Source organism: Candidatus Symbiopectobacterium endolongispinus (assembly GCF_018777385.1).
GTDB classification, from domain to species: Bacteria; Pseudomonadota; Gammaproteobacteria; order Enterobacterales; family Enterobacteriaceae; genus Symbiopectobacterium; species Symbiopectobacterium endolongispinus.
In genome coordinates this window covers 118,647-137,044 of record NZ_JAFJYB010000005.1, presented here as the reverse complement: position 1 = coordinate 137,044, position 18,398 = coordinate 118,647, and the positions used below count along the sequence as shown (strand labels likewise).

Here is an 18,398-nt window from a genome sequence, read left to right as displayed (position 1 = left end):
ACGACAAGCGTTGTTTGACCGAGATCGCTAACGCCCCTGCACGTTGTCCTCACCATGCAACGCACGGCTATACCCTAAATACTTCAAGTTGCAGGTGCGTTGGCTGCGTTCTCTCACCCGAATCACTTACCGGTGTAAGCTCATCGGGATTCCGTCACTTGCCACCTTCCCGCAACTCGAAGTATTTAGGGTCATAAGCGCTGGTAAAGTGCACGATATGCCTGCGCAGCTACCCGCCAGCTAAAGTCCATCGCCATCGCCTGACGTTGCACATAACGCCACAGCGTGGGACGAGACCACAACACAAACACTCGGCGAATCGCTCGGGAAAGCGCGCCGACATTGCAATCGCTGAAGGAAAAACCAGTGGCAAGACCATCGGCCAGATTCTCCAGCGAGCAATCCGCAACGGTATCCGCAAAACCGCCGGTATGACGCACCAGCGGCAGCGTACCGTACTTCAACCCATACAACTGCGTTAGCCCACAGGGCTCAAAACGGCTGGGCACCATGATGACATCAGCACCGCCAATAATGCGGTGCGAAAACGCTTCGTGATAGCCGATTAGGACTCCAACCTGGCCGGGATATTCTGCCGCCGCTGCCAGGAACCATTCCTGCAAATCAGCATCACCTGCGCCCAGTACCACCAATTGAGCCCCGTGCTCCAACAGCTCCGGCACCGCCTCCAGCACCAAATCCAACCCTTTTTGATGCGTCAGGCGGCTGACGATGGCAAACACCGGAATTTTCTCACCCACGCTCAATCCCATGGAGATTTGCAGTTGGCGCTTGTTATGCGCCTTATTGACCAGCGTTTCACGGGCGTAAGGATGCGACAGCAGCGCATCGTGCGCCGGACTCCAGATGGCATCATCAACACCATTAAGAATGCCCGATAACCGTCCCTCCTCTTCCCGCGTCCGCAGCAGCCCTTCCATCCCGTAGCCAAATTCAGGCAAGGTGATTTCATGAGCATAGGTCGGACTGACGGTGGTGACATAATCGGCATAAAAGTGGTCCGCTTGGAAAACGGAAAATATCCTACGCTAAGCCTATTTTTTGTACAGACCACTATCTACTGAGCGTAACGAACGGTATTTACCCTGTCCCAGCTTAAGGTTTGTCCGCCAAACGTAATCCCCACTCAGATTGATGTGCTCCCATCCCAGCGGGGACAAATGAGAAATAAGTTGTTCATTAATAGGGAGCCCTTTTCGTCTCAGGGAATCTATGGCTCTTTCTATATATACCGTATTCCACAGGGAGATCACCGCAGTCAGCAACGTCAAACCACTAGCCCAGTAGTTCTGATTCTCCGGCCCCAGATCTCTGACCTCCCCCAACCGGTGCATAAAGACCGCTCGTGCAAGCGCATTCCGGGCTTCACCTTTATTCAGCCCCGCCTGTACGCGTCGGCGCAGTGATGGATCTCGGAACTAGTCCAGCATAAACAGTGTCCGCTCGATGCGTCCGATTTCCCTCAATGCCTTTACAAGGCCATTCTGTTTAGGATAACTTGCAAGTTTTTTCATCATCAGCGATGCGGTAACTGTCCCCTGTTTTATCGAGCTTGCGAGGCGAAGTACCTCATTCCAGTGCGTCTCAATATCTTTAAGATTCAGTTGGGTTGTGGATATCACAGATTGAAGTCCCGGATATCGCTCAGCCTTTCTATGAATAAAAATCCGCTTGTCATGAAGATCCCGGATCCTTGGCGCAAAAGCGAATCCAAGCAGATGCATCAGCGCGAAAACATGCTCCGTAAAACCAGCGGTATCAGTGTAATGCTCTGTAATTTCCAGATCACTTTCGTGATACAGCAGACCATCAAGTACATGCGTGGAGTCACGCACACGGCTGATCACTTTGGTGTAAAACGGGCTGTATTGATCCGATATATGCGTGTAAATCTGCACGCCTGGCTCCTGCCCGTATTTCAGATTGACCTGACCCGCATAACGCCCGTGACTACCCACCAGAAAGTTCTGTCCGTCAGACGACGACGTTGTACCATCGCCCCAGAATGCCGACAGATGCCGCTTTTTCTGAGCATTAACCAGCTCAGCCAGCGCGGCTGAATAGGTTTCATCCCTGATGTACCAGGCCTGAATGCCCTCCAGTGACAACTTTGTTGTTCCCGGACAGGATTCGGCCATTTTTGTCAGCCCCAGATTGATGCCATCGGCCAGGATGGTGGTCAGTAACAACTTTCTGTCTTTTGGTCTGACGTGATTATTTTTAAGATGCGTGAAATGGCGGGTAAAACCGGTCCAGCCGTCCACTTCATCCAGCATTTCAGTAATTTTAGGGTGAGACAACATGCCATAAACCAGATCGGCAAAAGGGGATGCTGCTGAAGGGACACTATTATCCAGCGGGGTAATTTTCACGCCTTTATCCGATATATCAACATCAGGCAAATCACCGGCCAGCGCCATCGTATTCACTTCTTCCAGGCGCGATGCCAGAAGCGTCATACGGTTGTACTCATGGCAATCGGTCAGAATGGCAAGGGATAGCTGATTATCCCGGAGTGATTTTTCAAAATCGTCAGACGGGATCAGATAGTCATCGAAATTCCTGTAGCGGCGCGATCCCTTTACCCAGATATCGCCAGAACGTAATGCCCCCTTCAACTCATTAAGTACGCAAAATTCGTAATATTTGCGGTCAATACCGGAGGGAGTGATCACTACCTTTCGCCAGCTTTCTGGGATGAACCCGATTGGCGCGGATGACGGGACTTTTCGGAGTTGTTTCCGATACATCTCTCTGACGGTATCCAGCGCGTCACTAAGCTGTATCGCGGCTGGCGCAGCCCTGAACTGCAACGCGGAAAGCATCCGGGGGCATACTTACGCAGCGTGCTGTATTTTTCAGTGATCAGATGAAGCGGGTCAAAGTTGTCCTTACGTGACAGAAACCGCGTTTCCTCCACGCTGTTGATGAATTCCTGCCAGGGAATGACGTCTTCTATTGCGGCCCAGGGATCTTCGCCGGATTCTCTGGCGTTAAGTAACGCCTGCCCGACGGTAATGAACTGCTTCAGCTTGCTCTGAATAAGCTTTCCCGTTTGCTGGAGCCGTTCGGCCTGCGTGCGTTTTGCCCTGTTGAACAGGCTACCCAGAATACGCTCGTGCAGATCAATAACTTCGTCAGTCAGGGTGGCCCTGGCCTCTGATATTATACAAACCAGCGAGGCATAACGGCGGATATCCGTGAATTTAGCCAGATCCCGGCTACTCATTTTCCTGCCTTCGCGTGCCAGTTTCAGTAAACGGTTCTGGTGAACGGAAAGCGCAATGCCGTCAGGCAATGCCAGCGACTCAATGGCATTTAACCGGTCGGTTTCGTACACTACCTGACAAATATGTACGAAAGTCAGTGAAATTAATTTCGGATACGCATTATAATATTTACACCCATTTCGTACAGAAAATTTCATTATGTCACGAATTTTTGCCTATTGTCGGGTCTCTACTCTGGAACAGACTACCGAAAATCAACGTCGGGAAATCGAAACCGCTGGTTTTAGCGTCAAACCCCAGCGAATAATCGAAGAACAAATCAGTGGTTCGGTAGCGGCCGGTGAACGTCCTGGTTTTAACCGGTTGCTTGACCGACTGGAAAATGGCGATGTATTGATTGTCACAAAATTGGATCGTCTTGGTCGTAATGCGATGGATATCAGGAAAACAGTGGGGCAACTGGCCGGATCAGGTATTCGGGTGCATTGGGTGGCGTTGATTTGACCAGTCCGACGATGCAGGTGATTTCAGCGGTTGCTGAATTTGAACGAGACCTTTTACTCGAGCGCACCTATTCGGGGATAGCAAGAGCACGGGATGCAGGAAAACGCTTTGGGCGCCCACCGGTGTTAAATGAAGAACAAAAACAAAGGGTACTCGAACGAATTCAGTCTGGTGTAAGTATAAGTGCTATTGCCCGGGAATTCAGAACCACACGGCAAACGATTCTGAGAGTTAAAGTAAAACAGCAAATACCTACTGTTTAAAAAATAGTCTTAGCGTGGGATATTTTCCGTTTTCCAAGCGGACCCCTAATACAACCCGGCCTTGAGGTAGGAGATCTGCCCGTAAAACTCCAGGCCGTACACCTGGAAGAAATCACCCGGCAGTTGAATATATGCCATATGACGGGCATGGAACAAACCCTGAAACGCCAGATTGTGCACGGTAAATACCGATTTCGCCGGACGATGGCGCGCCTCTAGATAGGCGCAGGTTAACCCCGCGTGCCAGTCATGAGCGTGTACCACCTCGGGCCGCCAGTAGGGATCGAGTCCGCAGGCCATTTCACACCCCACCCATCCCAGCAGAGCGAAACGCAGGTAATTGTCCGCATAGGCATACAGCGCTGGATCGTGGTATGGACTGCCAGCACGTTCATACAGTTCCGGCAAATAGATCAGATAAATGCCTACGTCGTTGAAGTGGCCGTAAAGCAGCGCCATGCGTCCAGCAAAGGTATCCAGCTCACACACTGTTTGCAGGTTGCCTACACCTTTTTTCAGATCGGGAAAGGCGGGCAGAATAACACACACATCCAGCCCGGCTTCGATTTGCGCTGCTGGCAACGCCCCAGCAACGTCCGCTAATCCGCCGGTTTTCAGCAGCGGAAACAGCTCTGAACATACATGTAATACCCGCATTCTTACTCCCACGTTCCCCTCACCTGCGATGTCATGCACCACATCATCGTGAACGACAGCCTCTTAAATACAGCTTCTTGAACCACAGCTTCGCCAACATGGCGCGTGTCACCAGCACAATCCCCTCTTCCGAACGGTAAAAACGGCGGCTGTCTTCTGCGGCATTTTCACCGATCACCGTCCCCTCCGGCAGAACACACGCACGGTCGATGACGCAGCGCAGCAGGCGGCACGAACGCCCCACGTTCACATCCGGCAGCAACACGGACGAATCGATGCTGCAAAATGAGTTCACCCGCACGCGGGGAAACAGCACCGAATGCGTCACCACCGATCCCGACACGATACAACCGCCGGATACCAGCGAATTCATGGTCATACCGTGGCTGCCAGAGCGGTCCTGTACGAACTTGGCCGGTGGCAGTTGATCCATGGCGGAACGTATTGGCCAGTTTCTGTCGTACATATCCAACTCTGGCGTGACTGAGGCCAAATCGAGGTTAGCCCGCCAATAGGCCTCAAGCGTTCCCACATCTTTTGTAGATGTGATCGCCCGCCAGAATCACCACGTATTCCGCACGATAGCGTCGAAGAATGTCGAGGTTTTGACAGACGGCATCCGCCGTGCCGCGATACCAGTGGTCGGTCTCCTGTCGCTGTTGCGCTGGCAGAAGATCGACAAATTCATTTCAGCATTGAGGAAAGACCAGCCACGCTGAATGTGCTGCACCAGCGTGTGGGATTGATATTGGGTGATCACGCCAATGCGGCGAATCCCCGAATTCAGACAGTTCGAGAGGGCGAAATCGATGATACGGAATTTGCCGCCAAAATGGACGGCGGGCTTGGCGCGCCGCGCGGTCAGGTCTTTCAGGCGCGAGCCGCGCCCGCCTGCCAGAATCAGCGCCACTGATTTCAGTGGAAGCTGCCGTGCGAGCATCAAGGGATCATGCTTCTCATTATTTACCATGGCCTACTCCTTACTGCGGCGTGTACAGAGACACACCGATTGGGCATTCCCTTGCCAAAACCCGCCGCGCAGCGCTTTCGAGGCCTCGAACGGCGGCGACACCAGCCAATCTCCTGCGGGCAGCGACATCTCGCACGGCGACGCACTCGCATTAATCAGCAGTAACCAATCAGACGACAGGACGATTTGTAAACGGCGCTCTCCCTGCTCCCAGGCCGACGGCGTGAGCGGCTGCGCCCGTTCGTTCAGCCACTGTACACGGCCATCTCCATCTTGCCACCAGGCATCCTGCTGTAACGCCGGGATGGCGCGTCGCAGCCGAATCAGCCCGGCGGTAAAAGCACTCAAGGCGTTATCCGCTGTTTCCCAGTTAAGCCAGGTCAGATCGTTATCCTGACAGTAGGCGTTGTTATTCCCCTGCTGGCTGTGCCCCTGTCCATCCCCCGCCAGCAGCATGGGCGTGCCCTGCGACAGCAGCAATGTCGTCAACAATGCACGTTGGCTGGCGGCACGACGCGCCAGCGTAGCCTTATCCGCTTCCAACCCTTCGGTGCCGTGGTTGTTGCTGAAATTGCTGTCTGTGCCGTCGCGGTTATCTTCCCCGTTGGCGTGGTTGTGCTTGTGGTTGAAGCTGACCAGATCGCGCAGCGTGAAGCCGTCGTGCGCGGTGAGCTTGTTTACCGACGCATGCGGTAAACGTGGAGGGTGCTGAAAGATATCCCTCGACGCGGCAAAGCGGCGGGCGAAGCCGCCCAGAGAAACATCGCCGCACAGCCAGAAGCGGCGCATATCGTCGCGGTAGCGATCGCTCCATTCGGCAAAGGGGGCGGGGAAACGCCCGAGTTGATAGCCACCGCCGCCGATATCCCAAGGCTCGGCGGGATCAAATGCCGGTGTTCTGCCCAAAACGGTAGCCAGATCGAAACGGAAGCCATCCACATGACATACTCCGCGCCAAAAAATCAGGGACTGCATCACCCAGTCAATCACCGCAGGATGATTGAGACGCAGCGCGTTACCGCAGCCGGTCCAGTTGTGGTATTCGCCCTGTTCGGTCAGCCAGTAATAGCTCTGGTTGTCGATGCCGCGCAGCGACAGCGTCGGCCCTTCAACATCCAGCTTCGCCGAATGGTTAAACACCACATCAAGGATCACTTCGATACCCGCACGGTGCGGCGCCTTGACCATATCGCGGAATTCATTAAGCGCGTCATCACGCGCCGCCAGGCTGGTTTCAACGGCAAACAGCAACAGCACGTTGTAGCCCCAGTAGTTACGCAGCCCGAGTTTCTGCAAGCGCGGCTCATCGGAGTGCTGCTGCACGGGCAGTAGTTCAATAGCGGTGATACCCAGATTTTTCAGGTAGTTGATCATGACCGGATGTGCCACACCACTGTAGGTCCCACATAATTCGGCGGGGATCTCGGGATGTAGCTGAGTCAAGCCACGCACGTGAGCCTCATAGATCACGCTCTCGCCCCACGGGGTGGCTGGCGGAGCGTCATCGTCCAAGTCGTAGCTTTCATCCACCACCACGGTTTTGGCATCACCTGAGCGCTGTCGCGCTCGTCTGACGTATCACCCCATGTAGACTCTCGTCATCAACCACCCAGCCATCTAACTGACGGGCACATGGATCGAGCAGTAGTTTATTCAGGTTAAAGCGATGACCATGTTGCGGCGCAAAGGGGCCATAGACGCGGTAGCCATACCGCAGTCCGTGGCGCGCAGTGGGCTCCTGCTCTGTTAGTGGCAAATAGCCGTGCCAGATATCTCCCGTACGGGACGGCAGAGTGAAGCGGTGTTCTTGCTGATGGGCATCAAACAGACACAGTTCTACCCTCTCGGCATGGGCGGAAAACAGCGCAAAATTAATGCCCTGTTGATCGACGCTGGCACCCAATGGCGCGGGCTTGCCCGGCAGTAGTGCGATCACGGCACCTCCTTCGCCAGATAGAGCGTCGCGAGCGGCGGCAGCGTCAATATCAGCGAATGGGCTCGGCCGTGGCTGCCGATGGCCTCGCTCTCCAGCCCACCGCCGTTACCCAGATTACTACCGTGATAATGCCAGGAATCGGTGTTGAGAATTTCGCACCAACGCCCCGGCTGATTGATACCGATGCGGTAACCTTGGCGTGGCACCGGGGTAAAATTACTGACCACCAGCACTTCATTGCCTCGCCTGTCGCGGCGCACAAAGGCGAATACCGAGTTTTCCCGATCATCCACCACCAGCCATTCGAAACCTTCCGGTTGAAAATCCAGTTGATAAAGCGGCGGCTGAGCGCGGTAGCAGTGATTCAAATCCTTCACCAACTGCTGTACACCACGGTGCCATCCTTCCGGTTCATCCAGCAGATGCCAGTCCAGGCTGGTATCGTGATTCCACTCCCGCCCCTGCGCAAACTCTCCGCCCATAAACAGCAGTTTTTTACCGGGAAATGCCCACATAAAGCCGTAATAAGCGCGCAGATTGGCAAATTTTTCCACACATCGCCCGGCATACGATCGAGCAGTGAACGCTTGCCGTGCACCACCTCATCGAGTGACAGCGGTAGAATAAAATTCTCGCTGTAAGCGTAGAGCATGCCAAACGTCATCTTGTCGTGGTGATACTTGCGATGCACCGGATCCTGCTGCATATAGCTCAGCGTGTCGTGCATCCAGCCCATGCTCCACTTGTAATGGAAACCTAAGCCGTTGCAGCCCGGTGGCAACGTCACCCCCGGATAGTCGGTGGATTCTTCGGCCACGGTGATGGCATCGGGACACGCATGTCCCAGCATGTTGTTGGTGTAACGCAGAAAGGCGATGGCTTAGAGATTCTCTTTGCCACCGTAATAATTGGGCACCCATTCGCCCTGTGCCCGGCTGTAGTCGCGATAAATCATTGAGGCGACCGCATCCACACGCAGACCATCAATACCGTAATGTTCCATCCAGAACAACGCATTACCCGCCAGATAGTTACGCACCTCATGGCGACCGTAGTTATAAATCAGGGTGTTCCAATCTTGATGAAAACCCTCTTTCGGGTCGGAATATTCGTACAAGGCGGTGCCATCAAACTGCGCCAAACCATAGGCATCGGTCGGGAAATGCCCCGGCACCCAATACAGCAGCACGTTAATGCCCGCCTCGTGCAGGGTGTCGACAAAACAGCGGAAATCCTGCGGCGTACCAAAACGTCGCGTCGGCGCATACAGGCCGAGCGGCTGATAACCCCAGCTACCGTCAAACGGATGTTCGTTGATGGGCAGCAGCTCATCGCCCAACGCGCTGAAACCGCGCCCTGCAACGATTCACGCTATGACGGCACCGATCGTCGGTGCACTCAACGCCGCCTTCGGTGACCGCCTGCTATCGCTTTATCTCTATGGCAGCGCTGCACACTGCGATATGAGACCGGATTCGGATATTGACCTTATGGCGGTGTTCGACAATGTCGACCATCCCACGTTGGAGCAGGTTCGACGCATACAGCACCGCTTCGAAAAACTCTCGCTCTCCGTCTATAGCCTCAACAATATCCGACAATACCCCACATTTCGCCGCTATGGTTTGCTCAACGGCACTCGCCACCTCGCTGGCCCCTTCTGTTTTGCACAGACCGGCGGCCCGTCAGACAACGTGAACGCCATTTTGAATAATCTCTATACCATCCGCCAGGTTGCACGCGGCTATCTGGTAAGCGGATGCTATGGTCAGCGCGCACATTACCAATTAAGCCTTATGGTAAAGCTGGCCGATCACGGCTGTCTCCGCCCCTTGCAGCAATGGCAAAGCCTCCATTACCCCGCTAACCGGAACGAGGCGATCGCTTATTTTTCCGACTGTGGCTTCGCCTCCTCCCTGCTTGAACATGCCTCCCGGCTGACACAAGAAGAAGAGGCACTGCGCATACAGCTCATGGCAGGAAATCGCCAGGCGCTCACACGACAGTGGCTGACACTAAATACCTTTGCCCAACGTATCGAAAACCTGCTCAGGGAAAATGTCACTGAAAAGATCAACGGTATTGATGCTGCATGCCGCTAAAAAGGTGGAGAGCATGGCAAGCGATAGTAGAACAAAGAAAGCAACGGCAGGAAGTGAGAGAGAACATGCCCAGCATAACGCGGGGCATTCAATCCAGAGGGGACTACAGCAGGATGCGCAGCATACAGCGCAGCGGTTCTGCCGCGCCCCACAACAGTTGGTCACCCACTGTAAAGGCGGAGAGATACTGCGGCCCCATGTTCAGTTTACGCAGACGCCCCACTGGCGTGGAAAGCGTGCCGGTTACCGCAGCTGGCGTCAATTCACGCATGGAGATCTCGCGATCGTTTGGCATCACTTTCACCCAATCGTTATGGGTTGCCAGCAGTTGTTCGATTTCAGACACTGGAACATCTTTCTTCAGTTTCAGTGTGAACGCCTGGCTGTGGCAACGCAGCGCCCCGATGCGTACGCACAAACCATCCACTGGGATTACGGACTGGGTGCCGAGAATTTTGTTGGTTTCTGCCTGACCTTTCCACTCTTCACGGCTCTGGCCATTATCCAGCTGTTTGTCGATCCACGGGATCAAGCTGCCAGCCAACGGTACACAGAAATTGTCGGTCGGCAGCGTGCCACTGCGCGTCAGCGCGGTGACTTTGCGTTCGATATCCAGAATGGCAAAGGCAGGGTCCTGCAAATCTTTCGCCACATCATTGTGCAGCAGACCCATTTGAACCAGCAATTCGCGCATATGGCGCGCACCGCCGCCAGATGCCGCCTGATAGGTCGCCACAGAGGCCCATTCCACCAGATCGTGCGCAAACAGGCCACCCAGCGACATCAGCATCAGGCTGACGGTACAGTTGCCGCCAACGAAAGTTTTAATGCCGTTATCCAGGCCCTGTTTGATCACAGCATGGTTGACTGGATCGAGGATGATGATGGCGTCATCGCACATACGCAGCGAGGAGGCCGCATCGATCCAATACCCCTGCCAGCCGCTTTCACGCAGCTTGGGGTAAACCTCATTGGTGTAATCACCGCCCTGGCAGGTTATGATGATATCCAGCGCGCGCAGTGCATCCAGATTGTAAGCGTCTTGCAACGTGCCCTGCTGTCCACTCAGTACCGGAGCAGCCTGACCGTGTTGTGACGTGGAAAAGAACACCGGACGAATCAGGTCAAAATCACGCTCTTCCTGCATACGCTGCATCAGAACGGAACCCACCATACCGCGCCAGCCGATAAAACCAACATTTTTCATGGTAACAATCCTGCCTTGGGATGACATAAAGAATTTGGACTGCCACACAGGCAGTACTGACGGCCGACACACACTCTGTTACCCTGTTCTCGTCAGGTGAATGTCTTGCAGAACAATAGGTTTACCACACGCAAACGCGCGAAAACCGTGGCGGCAGGACTATCATGACGGCAGAGCGAGGGGTAATAAAAATCGGTTTATCACCAAACTCAGCAAATATTACATAAAGTGATGACTATCAATCTTACAAAATGTATCAGAAGTCGCAAGTGAATTTATTCGATGACACCGGCTTTTTCAGCAATGTGGCTAATGCGGTGCCATCATTAAAGGGATAACAGGAGTCCACCACCATCATGAGCGAAATGATCTCAGCAACCATTCTGTTGCTGTTAATTATGGATCCGTTGGGCAATTTGCCCATTTTTATGTCGGTACTAAAACATCTGGACCCGAAACGCCGACGGGTGGTGCTGATTCGTGAGATGGTGATCGCCCTTGGGCTGATGCTGATTTTTCTGTTTGCGGGCGAACGTATTCTGGCGTTTCTAAATCTGCGTACCGAAACCGTGTCGATTTCGAGCGGCATTGTGCTGTTTTTAATCGCTATCCGCATGATATTCCCATCGCAGTAAAGCAACAGCAGCGGGTTGCCAGCTGGGGAAGAACCATTTCTGGTACCGATGGCAATCACGCTGGTCGCCGGACCGTCTATTCTGGCCGCGCTGATGCTGTTATCGCATCAATATCCGGATCAGTTGCCGCATTTAACGCTCGCACTCTGCATCGCCTGGGAGATTTCATTTATCATCCTGTTGATGTCCGATCTCTTTTTGCGCTTACTGGGTGAGAAAGGCGTTGCCGCGCTGGAGCGACTGATGGGGCTGATTCTGGTCATGCTTTCGACCCAGATGTTCCTCGATGGCATCCGTACTTACTTGATGAAATGAGACGGTTACTGACCGGTTTTCGCCCAGCGTGGGCATGAAAGGGATAATCACCGCTATGTTTTTGCTTACCAACGCTCGGCGCATCATCGCCGCCCTGCTGTTTTACAGCGGTACGACGATAGCCGCCTGCCAGAGTGCGGCGGTTTCGAGCCCCACGGGTTTGAGTCTGGTACAGCTGCAACCGGGTGTGAATAATCTGGCGCTGGCACACTCGACCTCAGAGGATTTCGCGGTGCTTGCCACCTTCGAAAACAACACCTCACACCCTCACCGAGGCTTGAGCTTTTACATCAAAACCCCGGATGGTTATTCACTCGTCCCCATCCCCAACAGCGATGCGTTTATCTGGTTTGATTATCGTATTGCCGCATCGCGGCAGAAGATTTTCGATGTTCAACTGGTGCGCTATACGCAAGGGGTGCGTTTAATCACCGCAGAGAAGGTGGGAGAGGATTTAACTGATGCGCAACCGGTTAAACTGCAACGTTACGTGCTGCAGGAAAGCCACGACGATCCCGGCGTGCCACTCTATACCTGGCATGAAGAGAAAAGTGTCATCACCACGCAATCCTATGAAGATGTCGATGCGGTGTTGACCGACAGTGCAGCACTTTGCACGCTGCTTCCCGCAGAGGTTCCCTGAGAAAAGCAAAAAACGGTGCGTCACAGGTACGCACCGTTCTTGGTTACACCGGCGGCAGATCAAACAACAAGATTTCACTCTGTTGCGTGGCATGAATTGAGAGGGTTTCTTCATCCCATATCGCCAGCGCATCGCTTTCGCCTGCTGCCTGACCATTGATTTCCACCTCTCCCCGTACCACCTGAATCCACACGCGACGGCCTGCCGGCACCTGATATACCGACTGCTCTTGGGCTTTCAGCGCCCAACGCGACAGCGTCATGTCCTGATACACCTTCAGCGAACCTTCACGTGCATCCGGTGACAACGACGCTTTGACGGCCCTGCGGTGTGTCAAAGCGTCGTTGTTCATAACGCGGAGTGATACCAGCTTTTTCCGGAATGATCCAAATCTGATACAAATGCAACAGCTCATCCTGACTGGCATTGTATTCCGAATGGCGAATCCCGGTGCCTGCACTCATGATCTGAAATTCACCCGCCGGAATCTGCTCCTTGTTTCCCCATAATGTCCTGATGTTCCACCGTGCCGGACAGCACATAAGTCAGGATTTCCATGTCTTTGTGCGGGTGGGTGCCAAACCCTTGCCCACTTTCAATGCGGTCCTCGTTGATCACACGTAACGCAGAGAACCCCATATTGGGATCGTAGTAGTCTGCAAAGGAGCAACTGTGCCAGCTATCCAGCCAACCGTGGTTCGCATGACCACGCTCCTAAGCCTGTCATAAATAAATCATATCGCCCCCACAAATGTTGTCGTTATGTTAAGTCTACCGGGAGGTGGCGAATAAGAAAGTGTAAAAAACTCATCGCTCAATTCAAAAAATTTAAAAGAGGCGGGGAGGATAGGCAAAAAAAGCCAGCACCCGAGCTGGCTAAATAAACACTGGAAGCAATGTGAGCAATGTCGTGCCTTCACAGCGGGGTCGTCAACGCATGAAAAGACATGCGTGCGTCTCTCTGGAATGCATAACAATAATAATCATTATCATTCGCGTCTGTAAAGGATTATTTTTCCGTCGCCAGTGCGCGTGCTAATAACGTGATCGGGTGCTCACAAGGTTTACTGGTCGACATCTCTACCTGCCATTTGCAGGTTTCACAGTCCGTGATCACCATATCCACTCCACTCTCCTCTATTTGGCGGAACAGCGGCGCGCCAATGCCCTGCGAGGTAGTGTAATTTTCCTTTTTAAAACCGTAAGTTCCGGCGATACCGCAGCACTGGGATTCCAGCACTACCAGTTCCAGCCCGGAAATACGGCGCAATAAATCCAGTGTGTAGGACGTCCACCCCATTTTCTCCATATGGCACGGCGTGTGATAAGCCACGCGTAGCGGCAGCGTTTTGCCTTGCTCTAACAGGCGATACAGCTCACGTGTCACCAGCGTGATGCTATCGCGTACCGCATGGTTATCGACCCCCAGCAAATGCGGGTATTCGTCACGCAGCGTTGCCGTACAGCTTGATGACGTCGCTACCACGGTAAGATTTTTACCCTGAACCGCGCCTTCCAGATAGCCCACGTTTTGTTGCGCCTGCTTTCTGGCCTTGGTATGAAAACCGTTAGCAATCAGCGGTACACCGCAGCACTTCTCTTTTTCCAGCAGTTGCACACCAATCCCCATCGCATTGAAGATGCGGATCAGGTCTTTGCCCAACTGCGGATGGCTGTAATTAACGTAGCAGCCGTGGAAGTATACGATTTGCTCGCTAAACTGTTTTTGCGCTTCGGCTTGTTGACGATACCAGCGGCGGAAAGTGCCGAATGAGTATTTAGGCAACTGACGTCGATGGTCAATTTTCAGTGCTTTATCCAGCAACTGGCGCACCGGTTTCTGCCCGGTCGCCGCGTTCACTAATGGCGCAAACGGCGTGGATACCGTTCCCATCAGGTCGGTATGACTGAGGATGGTGTCACGCAGTGAAGGACGATGCGGGTTATAGCGTGCTTTGGCGCTCTGAATGATATCACCAATTTTGACATCCGACGGGCAGGCCACTTCGCAGCGTTTGCAGTTGGTGCAATATTTCAGCGCCTCGTCATACAGCGCCGGATCTTTCAGACGCAGGCGTTCACCGTCCATCAAAACTGGTGTCATTGAGCAGGCTCATGCAACCTCCCCTTGCAGCAACGTATCGGCAACCGACAACGCGCTCAATAAAGATACCCCCGCGCCACAGCCCTGCGCCAGAGGATCAAACCCTGCCAATACTGCGCCAATCGCATAGACGCCGGGCACCGTGATGCCCTTGATACGCGGGCGCAGCTTCTCGTCGGTTTTCACACCGAACAGGCGATACGGCTGAGGTGCCAGTACCTGTTTCCGGCTCCAGTCGCTACGCAGTGCGGCATAGTGCACATCAAAACCAAACACCGGCTCCACAACGCGATCACACTCTGCCACCAGCACGTTGTTAAAGAAGCTACCGCTGGCAAGCACCACCTGCTGAGCCCGCAACGGGATCTCGACATGATTACGGGTATAAAGCGCCTTTTCTGTTGCCCCCAGGACGGCACGCTCGACTTTATCGCCCGGCATCACCATGCCGCCCAATTGGCGGAAACGGCGCACTATCGCCTGATGCAAGCGAACCCCTGGTAACGACGGAGGAAGTGTCGGCAATAGACTGACAGGTTTGCCCAAGGCACTTTGCAGCATAGCCACGGCATCCGGCGTATCCAGTCCCAGGCAAGCCGGTAAAATGACGGCATCGTGATGAGCGCTCAACCGCGTCAATTCCGCCAGCAATGCGCTGGCGTTTTCCGGCAGATCCAGCACGCGAGCAATATTTACCGCACGGAACTCGCTGGGGTTACCGCGCAGACGATCCAACGCGGGTAGACGTAAATCGGCACTCTTTGCCGCAATGCCCTGCGTTTGCAGCGCATCAGCCACGATAGAGGCCTGGAAATCCAGAAAGCCTTCAATGCCCACAATCAGCGGAGCACGCCATGCCAGCGGTTTGCCCTGTTCCCGCGTGACAATTTCCGGTGGACTCAGCCAGCACGGGCGATATTTTCCGAGCGGCGTCAAACGCAGGTGGTTTTGTTGATGGCTGCCCGTCATGGTCGCGCCACAGCGCGCCAATAAGGCTTCGGCTTCTGGCACCCAACGGCGTACAGCGGCCTCACCCATCAGCGAATAGGGATGCTCGGGAGCCTGACTTGCCAGCGCTGACAGCGCCTCAAGGGGATGGTGAACCGGCTCACCATCGGGCAGAAAGGACAGCAGATCCAGCGATCCCGAAGAGAAATGCAAAGCGCTTTGTCATGAGCTGACAATGGCGCAGTGTTTTCCTTGCTCCGCCAAACGAATACCGCAGGTGAGCCCGGCTAACCCGCCACCGATAATGACGACGTCATACCGCATGTTGTTCCTCCTGCTGATCCTCAATACTCAGCCCACACAAGCCCTGATACACCCAACTGGTGAATTCGCTTTCACGCAACGCGTTACCCCATGCGATGGGGCGAACTGCCTTTCCAGCGCTCATTTAAAAACTGACTTAACTGCGCCAACGCTTGCGGCGGTGTCGATTGCCCCAGCTTGCACAGTAATCCGGCGGCACGGCACGCACAAAGCTCGCCTTGGCAGGTTCCCATCCCGACACGGGTACGCCGCCGCAGATCAATCAGGTTGTTAACCTTTAGTGCTTACACGGCATAGCGAACTTCCCCCGCCGTCCCCGCTTCGCATTCGCACACCAGACTGCTGTCGGCATACTCGCCAGACAACACGCGCGCGGCGCGATCGCCGTGGCGGTAAATCGCGGACCCGCGCAGCGGTGCAGAAAATGCGCGCGTGCCAGACGTTGCGGCAGCAGGTTGTTGCGTAGACGCGCTGGAGGAGCCCGGCAGTGGTCGTTCCGCTGTGGTGCAGCGCGCACTGTGCCCCAGCTTTTCACACACCTTGTCGGTGACCCTCTCCGCCATCAGGCGGTACGTCATTAATTTGCCGCCGGTAATGGTGACAAACCCTTCCAACCCGTCGCGACTGGCATGGTCAAGCAACACGATGCCGCGACTTACGCTGCGCCAGCTCGGATCATAGTCGCTTGCCACCAGCGAACGGACGCCCGGAGCACCCTTGGCCGCGATGATCCATGATCAGCACATCATAACCCGCCTGGAACAAATCGTAGGCGACTTCACCATACTTTACATAGCTTTCGATGCGGCCGGAAAACACCACCACCAAACGCGTGTGCTCTGGAGCGGTAAAGCGTACAAAGCGGATCGGCACATCATCAACGCCGGGAAATTCCCCCTCTTCACGCTGACGCCAGAAATCCAACAGCGTCCCGGTGAAAAAGGCAGAAAACTGTTTTTCTCTTAATAATAGGCCGGAAATTTCGGGTGACATCACGTTTCTCCTTGCTGCACGGCACCGCGCTAGCCCCCTGCCACGCGGGGACTACCAGAGAGTTTTGTGATCGCTGGCACAACAATCAGCAATGGCGTATTGTGGCACATTCGGTCGCAATGTTTAACCACGTAACGCATCGGTAAACCCTTCAGTCTCCGTTGCGGCGATCGCAAACAATGCCAATGCAACAACATGCAATCAGGAAGCAGCTATGACCCTCGACTGGTGGTTAACCTATCTTCTCACAACGCTTATTCTCAGCCTTTCTCCGGGGTCCGGTGCTACCAATACCATGAGCACTGCCATCAGTCACGACTATCGCGGTGCGGCGGCATCCATCGCCGGTCTGCAAGTCGGGCCGGCTATCCATATCGTATTGGTAGGTATCGGTCTTGGCGCGCTGCTATCGCAATCGCTGCTGGCTTTTGACATTCTGAAATGGCTCGGTGCCGCTTATCTGATCTGGCTCGGTATCCAGCAGTGGCGCGCGGCTGGTTCACTCGATCTGCATGCGCTGGCGGGCACCCTGCCCCGCCGCCAGCTGTTTCGTCGTGCCGTTCTGGTCAACCTTACCAACCCGAAAAGCATCGTTTTTCTGGTGGCGCTGTTCCCACAGTTTATCGTGCCGCATCAGCCGCAGGTTGCTCAGTATCTGATTTTGGGGGTGACCACTGTGGCGGTCGATATTGTGGTGATGGTCGGTTACGCCAAGCTCGCCACTCGCATTGCTGTATGGCTGAAAGGGCCGCGCCAAATCCGCCTGCTCAACCGGCTGTTTGGCTCGTTGTTTATGCTGGTCGGCGCGCTACTGGCAACGGCGCGTAAGGTGTAATCCGTCACTCGCCGCCAACCGGCGGCGAGGACAAAACAGCGGGAGTGCTACGCCATGCTCGCTTAGCGCGAAATAATCAGATGCAGCCCAAAGCCGGTAAACAGCACCCCCGCCAGACCATCAATCCATTTAGCCAAACGCTGATAGCCGCGGCGCATTGCAGGCAAGGCAAACACCATTGCCACCAGGCTAAACCACAGCAGCGTTTCCAGAGAGATTAATGCAAACAGCCCCCAGCGCGCACTGGTGCCAACGCTGTCGCCCACAAACAGAGAGAATACGCTGCCGAAATAGATAAGCGCTTTCGGGTTGGCGAGGTTGGTCAGCAAACCGCGCATAAAGGTTTTCCCTTTCGAAGGCAGCTCTACCGTTTCAACCGTTTGCAGCTCCCCTTTGCGACGCGCTGCGCGCAACATCTGCCATCCCATCCAGCACAGATACAATCCACCGCCGATGGTAATAGCATCGTGCAACCACGCCATTTTTTGCAGTAACAGGTGCAACCCCATCAACGCAATGGCCTCCCACACCATTACCCCCAGAGAAATCCCCAGAACGCCCATCATGGCTTCTTTGCGCGAGCGACCCGCCGCCGTCTGGGAAACAAAAAAAGAAATCCGGTCCCGGGCTCATCAATGCCACGAAGTGCACCATCGCCACGGTCAAAAACAACATCATGATATTTTCCTTTTTTACCACAGAGTCTAGAAA

General features: G+C 54.4%; 4 protein-coding genes and 14 pseudogenes. 5 read left to right on the top strand and 13 right to left on the bottom strand.

Translation table 11 applies throughout. The features are described 5' to 3' along the window. Positions 1-191 precede the first annotated feature (191 nt). Both JZM30_RS19495 and JZM30_RS19490 read right to left on the bottom strand, forming a co-directional pair. A pseudogene (locus tag JZM30_RS19495) lies at positions 192-1,019 on the bottom strand (glycosyltransferase); the annotation flags it as partial. 36 nt (positions 1,020-1,055) lie between these two features. Then, positions 1,056-3,364: pseudogene (locus JZM30_RS19490) on the bottom strand (Tn3 family transposase); the annotation flags it as partial. An 85-nt stretch (positions 3,365-3,449) separates the two neighbouring features. Between JZM30_RS19490 and JZM30_RS19485 the strand changes: the two are divergent. Then, positions 3,450-4,018 (top strand): annotated as a pseudogene (locus JZM30_RS19485) (recombinase family protein). Between the two features lie 48 nt (positions 4,019-4,066). On the opposite strand, the pseudogene JZM30_RS19480 reads toward JZM30_RS19485, so the two are convergent. From JZM30_RS19480 to glgB, 4 pseudogenes are all read right to left on the bottom strand, one after another. Further along, positions 4,067-4,675 (bottom strand): annotated as a pseudogene (locus JZM30_RS19480) (glycogen/starch synthase); the annotation flags it as partial. Between the two features lie 43 nt (positions 4,676-4,718). Next, positions 4,719-5,645 (bottom strand): annotated as a pseudogene (locus JZM30_RS19475) (GlgC family sugar phosphate nucleotidyltransferase). Positions 5,646-5,648: 3 nt separating this feature from the next. After that, positions 5,649-7,581: pseudogene (glgX, locus tag JZM30_RS19470) on the bottom strand (glycogen debranching protein GlgX). Further along, positions 7,578-8,932 (bottom strand): annotated as a pseudogene (glgB, locus tag JZM30_RS19465) (1,4-alpha-glucan branching protein GlgB); the annotation flags it as partial. The pseudogenes glgX and glgB, both read right to left, overlap by 4 nt. Here glgB and JZM30_RS19460 point away from each other — a divergent pair. Beyond that, a complete protein-coding gene (locus JZM30_RS19460; protein ID WP_308167195.1) occupies positions 8,898-9,683 on the top strand; it encodes a nucleotidyltransferase domain-containing protein in 786 nt (261 codons plus the stop codon). The pseudogene glgB and the gene JZM30_RS19460 sit on opposite strands and share 35 nt — an antisense overlap. Before the next feature lie 103 nt (positions 9,684-9,786). On the opposite strand, the gene asd is transcribed toward JZM30_RS19460, so the two are convergent. Next, positions 9,787-10,890, bottom strand: coding sequence for an aspartate-semialdehyde dehydrogenase (asd, locus tag JZM30_RS19455; protein WP_252320773.1), 1,104 nt, complete (start codon positions 10,888-10,890; stop codon positions 9,787-9,789). 356 nt (positions 10,891-11,246) lie between these two features. Between asd and JZM30_RS19450 the strand changes: the two are divergent. Continuing rightward, positions 11,247-11,840: pseudogene (locus JZM30_RS19450) on the top strand (YhgN family NAAT transporter). Positions 11,841-11,895: 55 nt separating this feature from the next. After that, the gene (locus tag JZM30_RS19445) at positions 11,896-12,483 is read left to right on the top strand and encodes a carbapenem self-resistance protein CarG family protein (RefSeq protein ID WP_252320771.1); all 588 of its coding nucleotides are present in this window, start codon (positions 11,896-11,898) and stop codon (positions 12,481-12,483) included. Between the two features lie 43 nt (positions 12,484-12,526). Here JZM30_RS19445 and JZM30_RS19440 read toward each other — a convergent pair. The 5 pseudogenes from JZM30_RS19440 to JZM30_RS19420 all read right to left on the bottom strand — a co-directional run. Continuing rightward, positions 12,527-13,170 (bottom strand): annotated as a pseudogene (locus JZM30_RS19440) (pirin family protein). Between the two features lie 322 nt (positions 13,171-13,492). Further along, positions 13,493-14,569 (bottom strand): annotated as a pseudogene (glpC, locus tag JZM30_RS19435) (anaerobic glycerol-3-phosphate dehydrogenase subunit GlpC); the annotation flags it as partial. Between the two features lie 27 nt (positions 14,570-14,596). Next, a pseudogene (gene glpB, locus JZM30_RS19430) lies at positions 14,597-15,859 on the bottom strand (glycerol-3-phosphate dehydrogenase subunit GlpB). Continuing rightward, positions 15,849-16,566, bottom strand: a pseudogene (locus JZM30_RS19425) ((2Fe-2S)-binding protein); the annotation flags it as partial. The pseudogenes glpB and JZM30_RS19425, both read right to left, overlap by 11 nt. Further along, positions 16,541-16,852, bottom strand: a pseudogene (locus JZM30_RS19420) (serine aminopeptidase domain-containing protein); the annotation flags it as partial. The pseudogenes JZM30_RS19420 and JZM30_RS19425, both read right to left, overlap by 26 nt. 214 nt (positions 16,853-17,066) lie before the next feature. Between JZM30_RS19420 and rhtB the strand changes: the two are divergent. Beyond that, positions 17,067-17,687, top strand: coding sequence for a homoserine/homoserine lactone efflux protein (gene rhtB, locus JZM30_RS19415; RefSeq protein ID WP_252320767.1), 621 nt, complete (start codon positions 17,067-17,069; stop codon positions 17,685-17,687). A gap of 62 nt (positions 17,688-17,749) precedes the next feature. Here rhtB and rhtC read toward each other — a convergent pair. Beyond that, a pseudogene (rhtC, locus tag JZM30_RS19410) lies at positions 17,750-18,368 on the bottom strand (threonine export protein RhtC). Between the last annotated feature and the right edge of the window lie 30 nt (positions 18,369-18,398).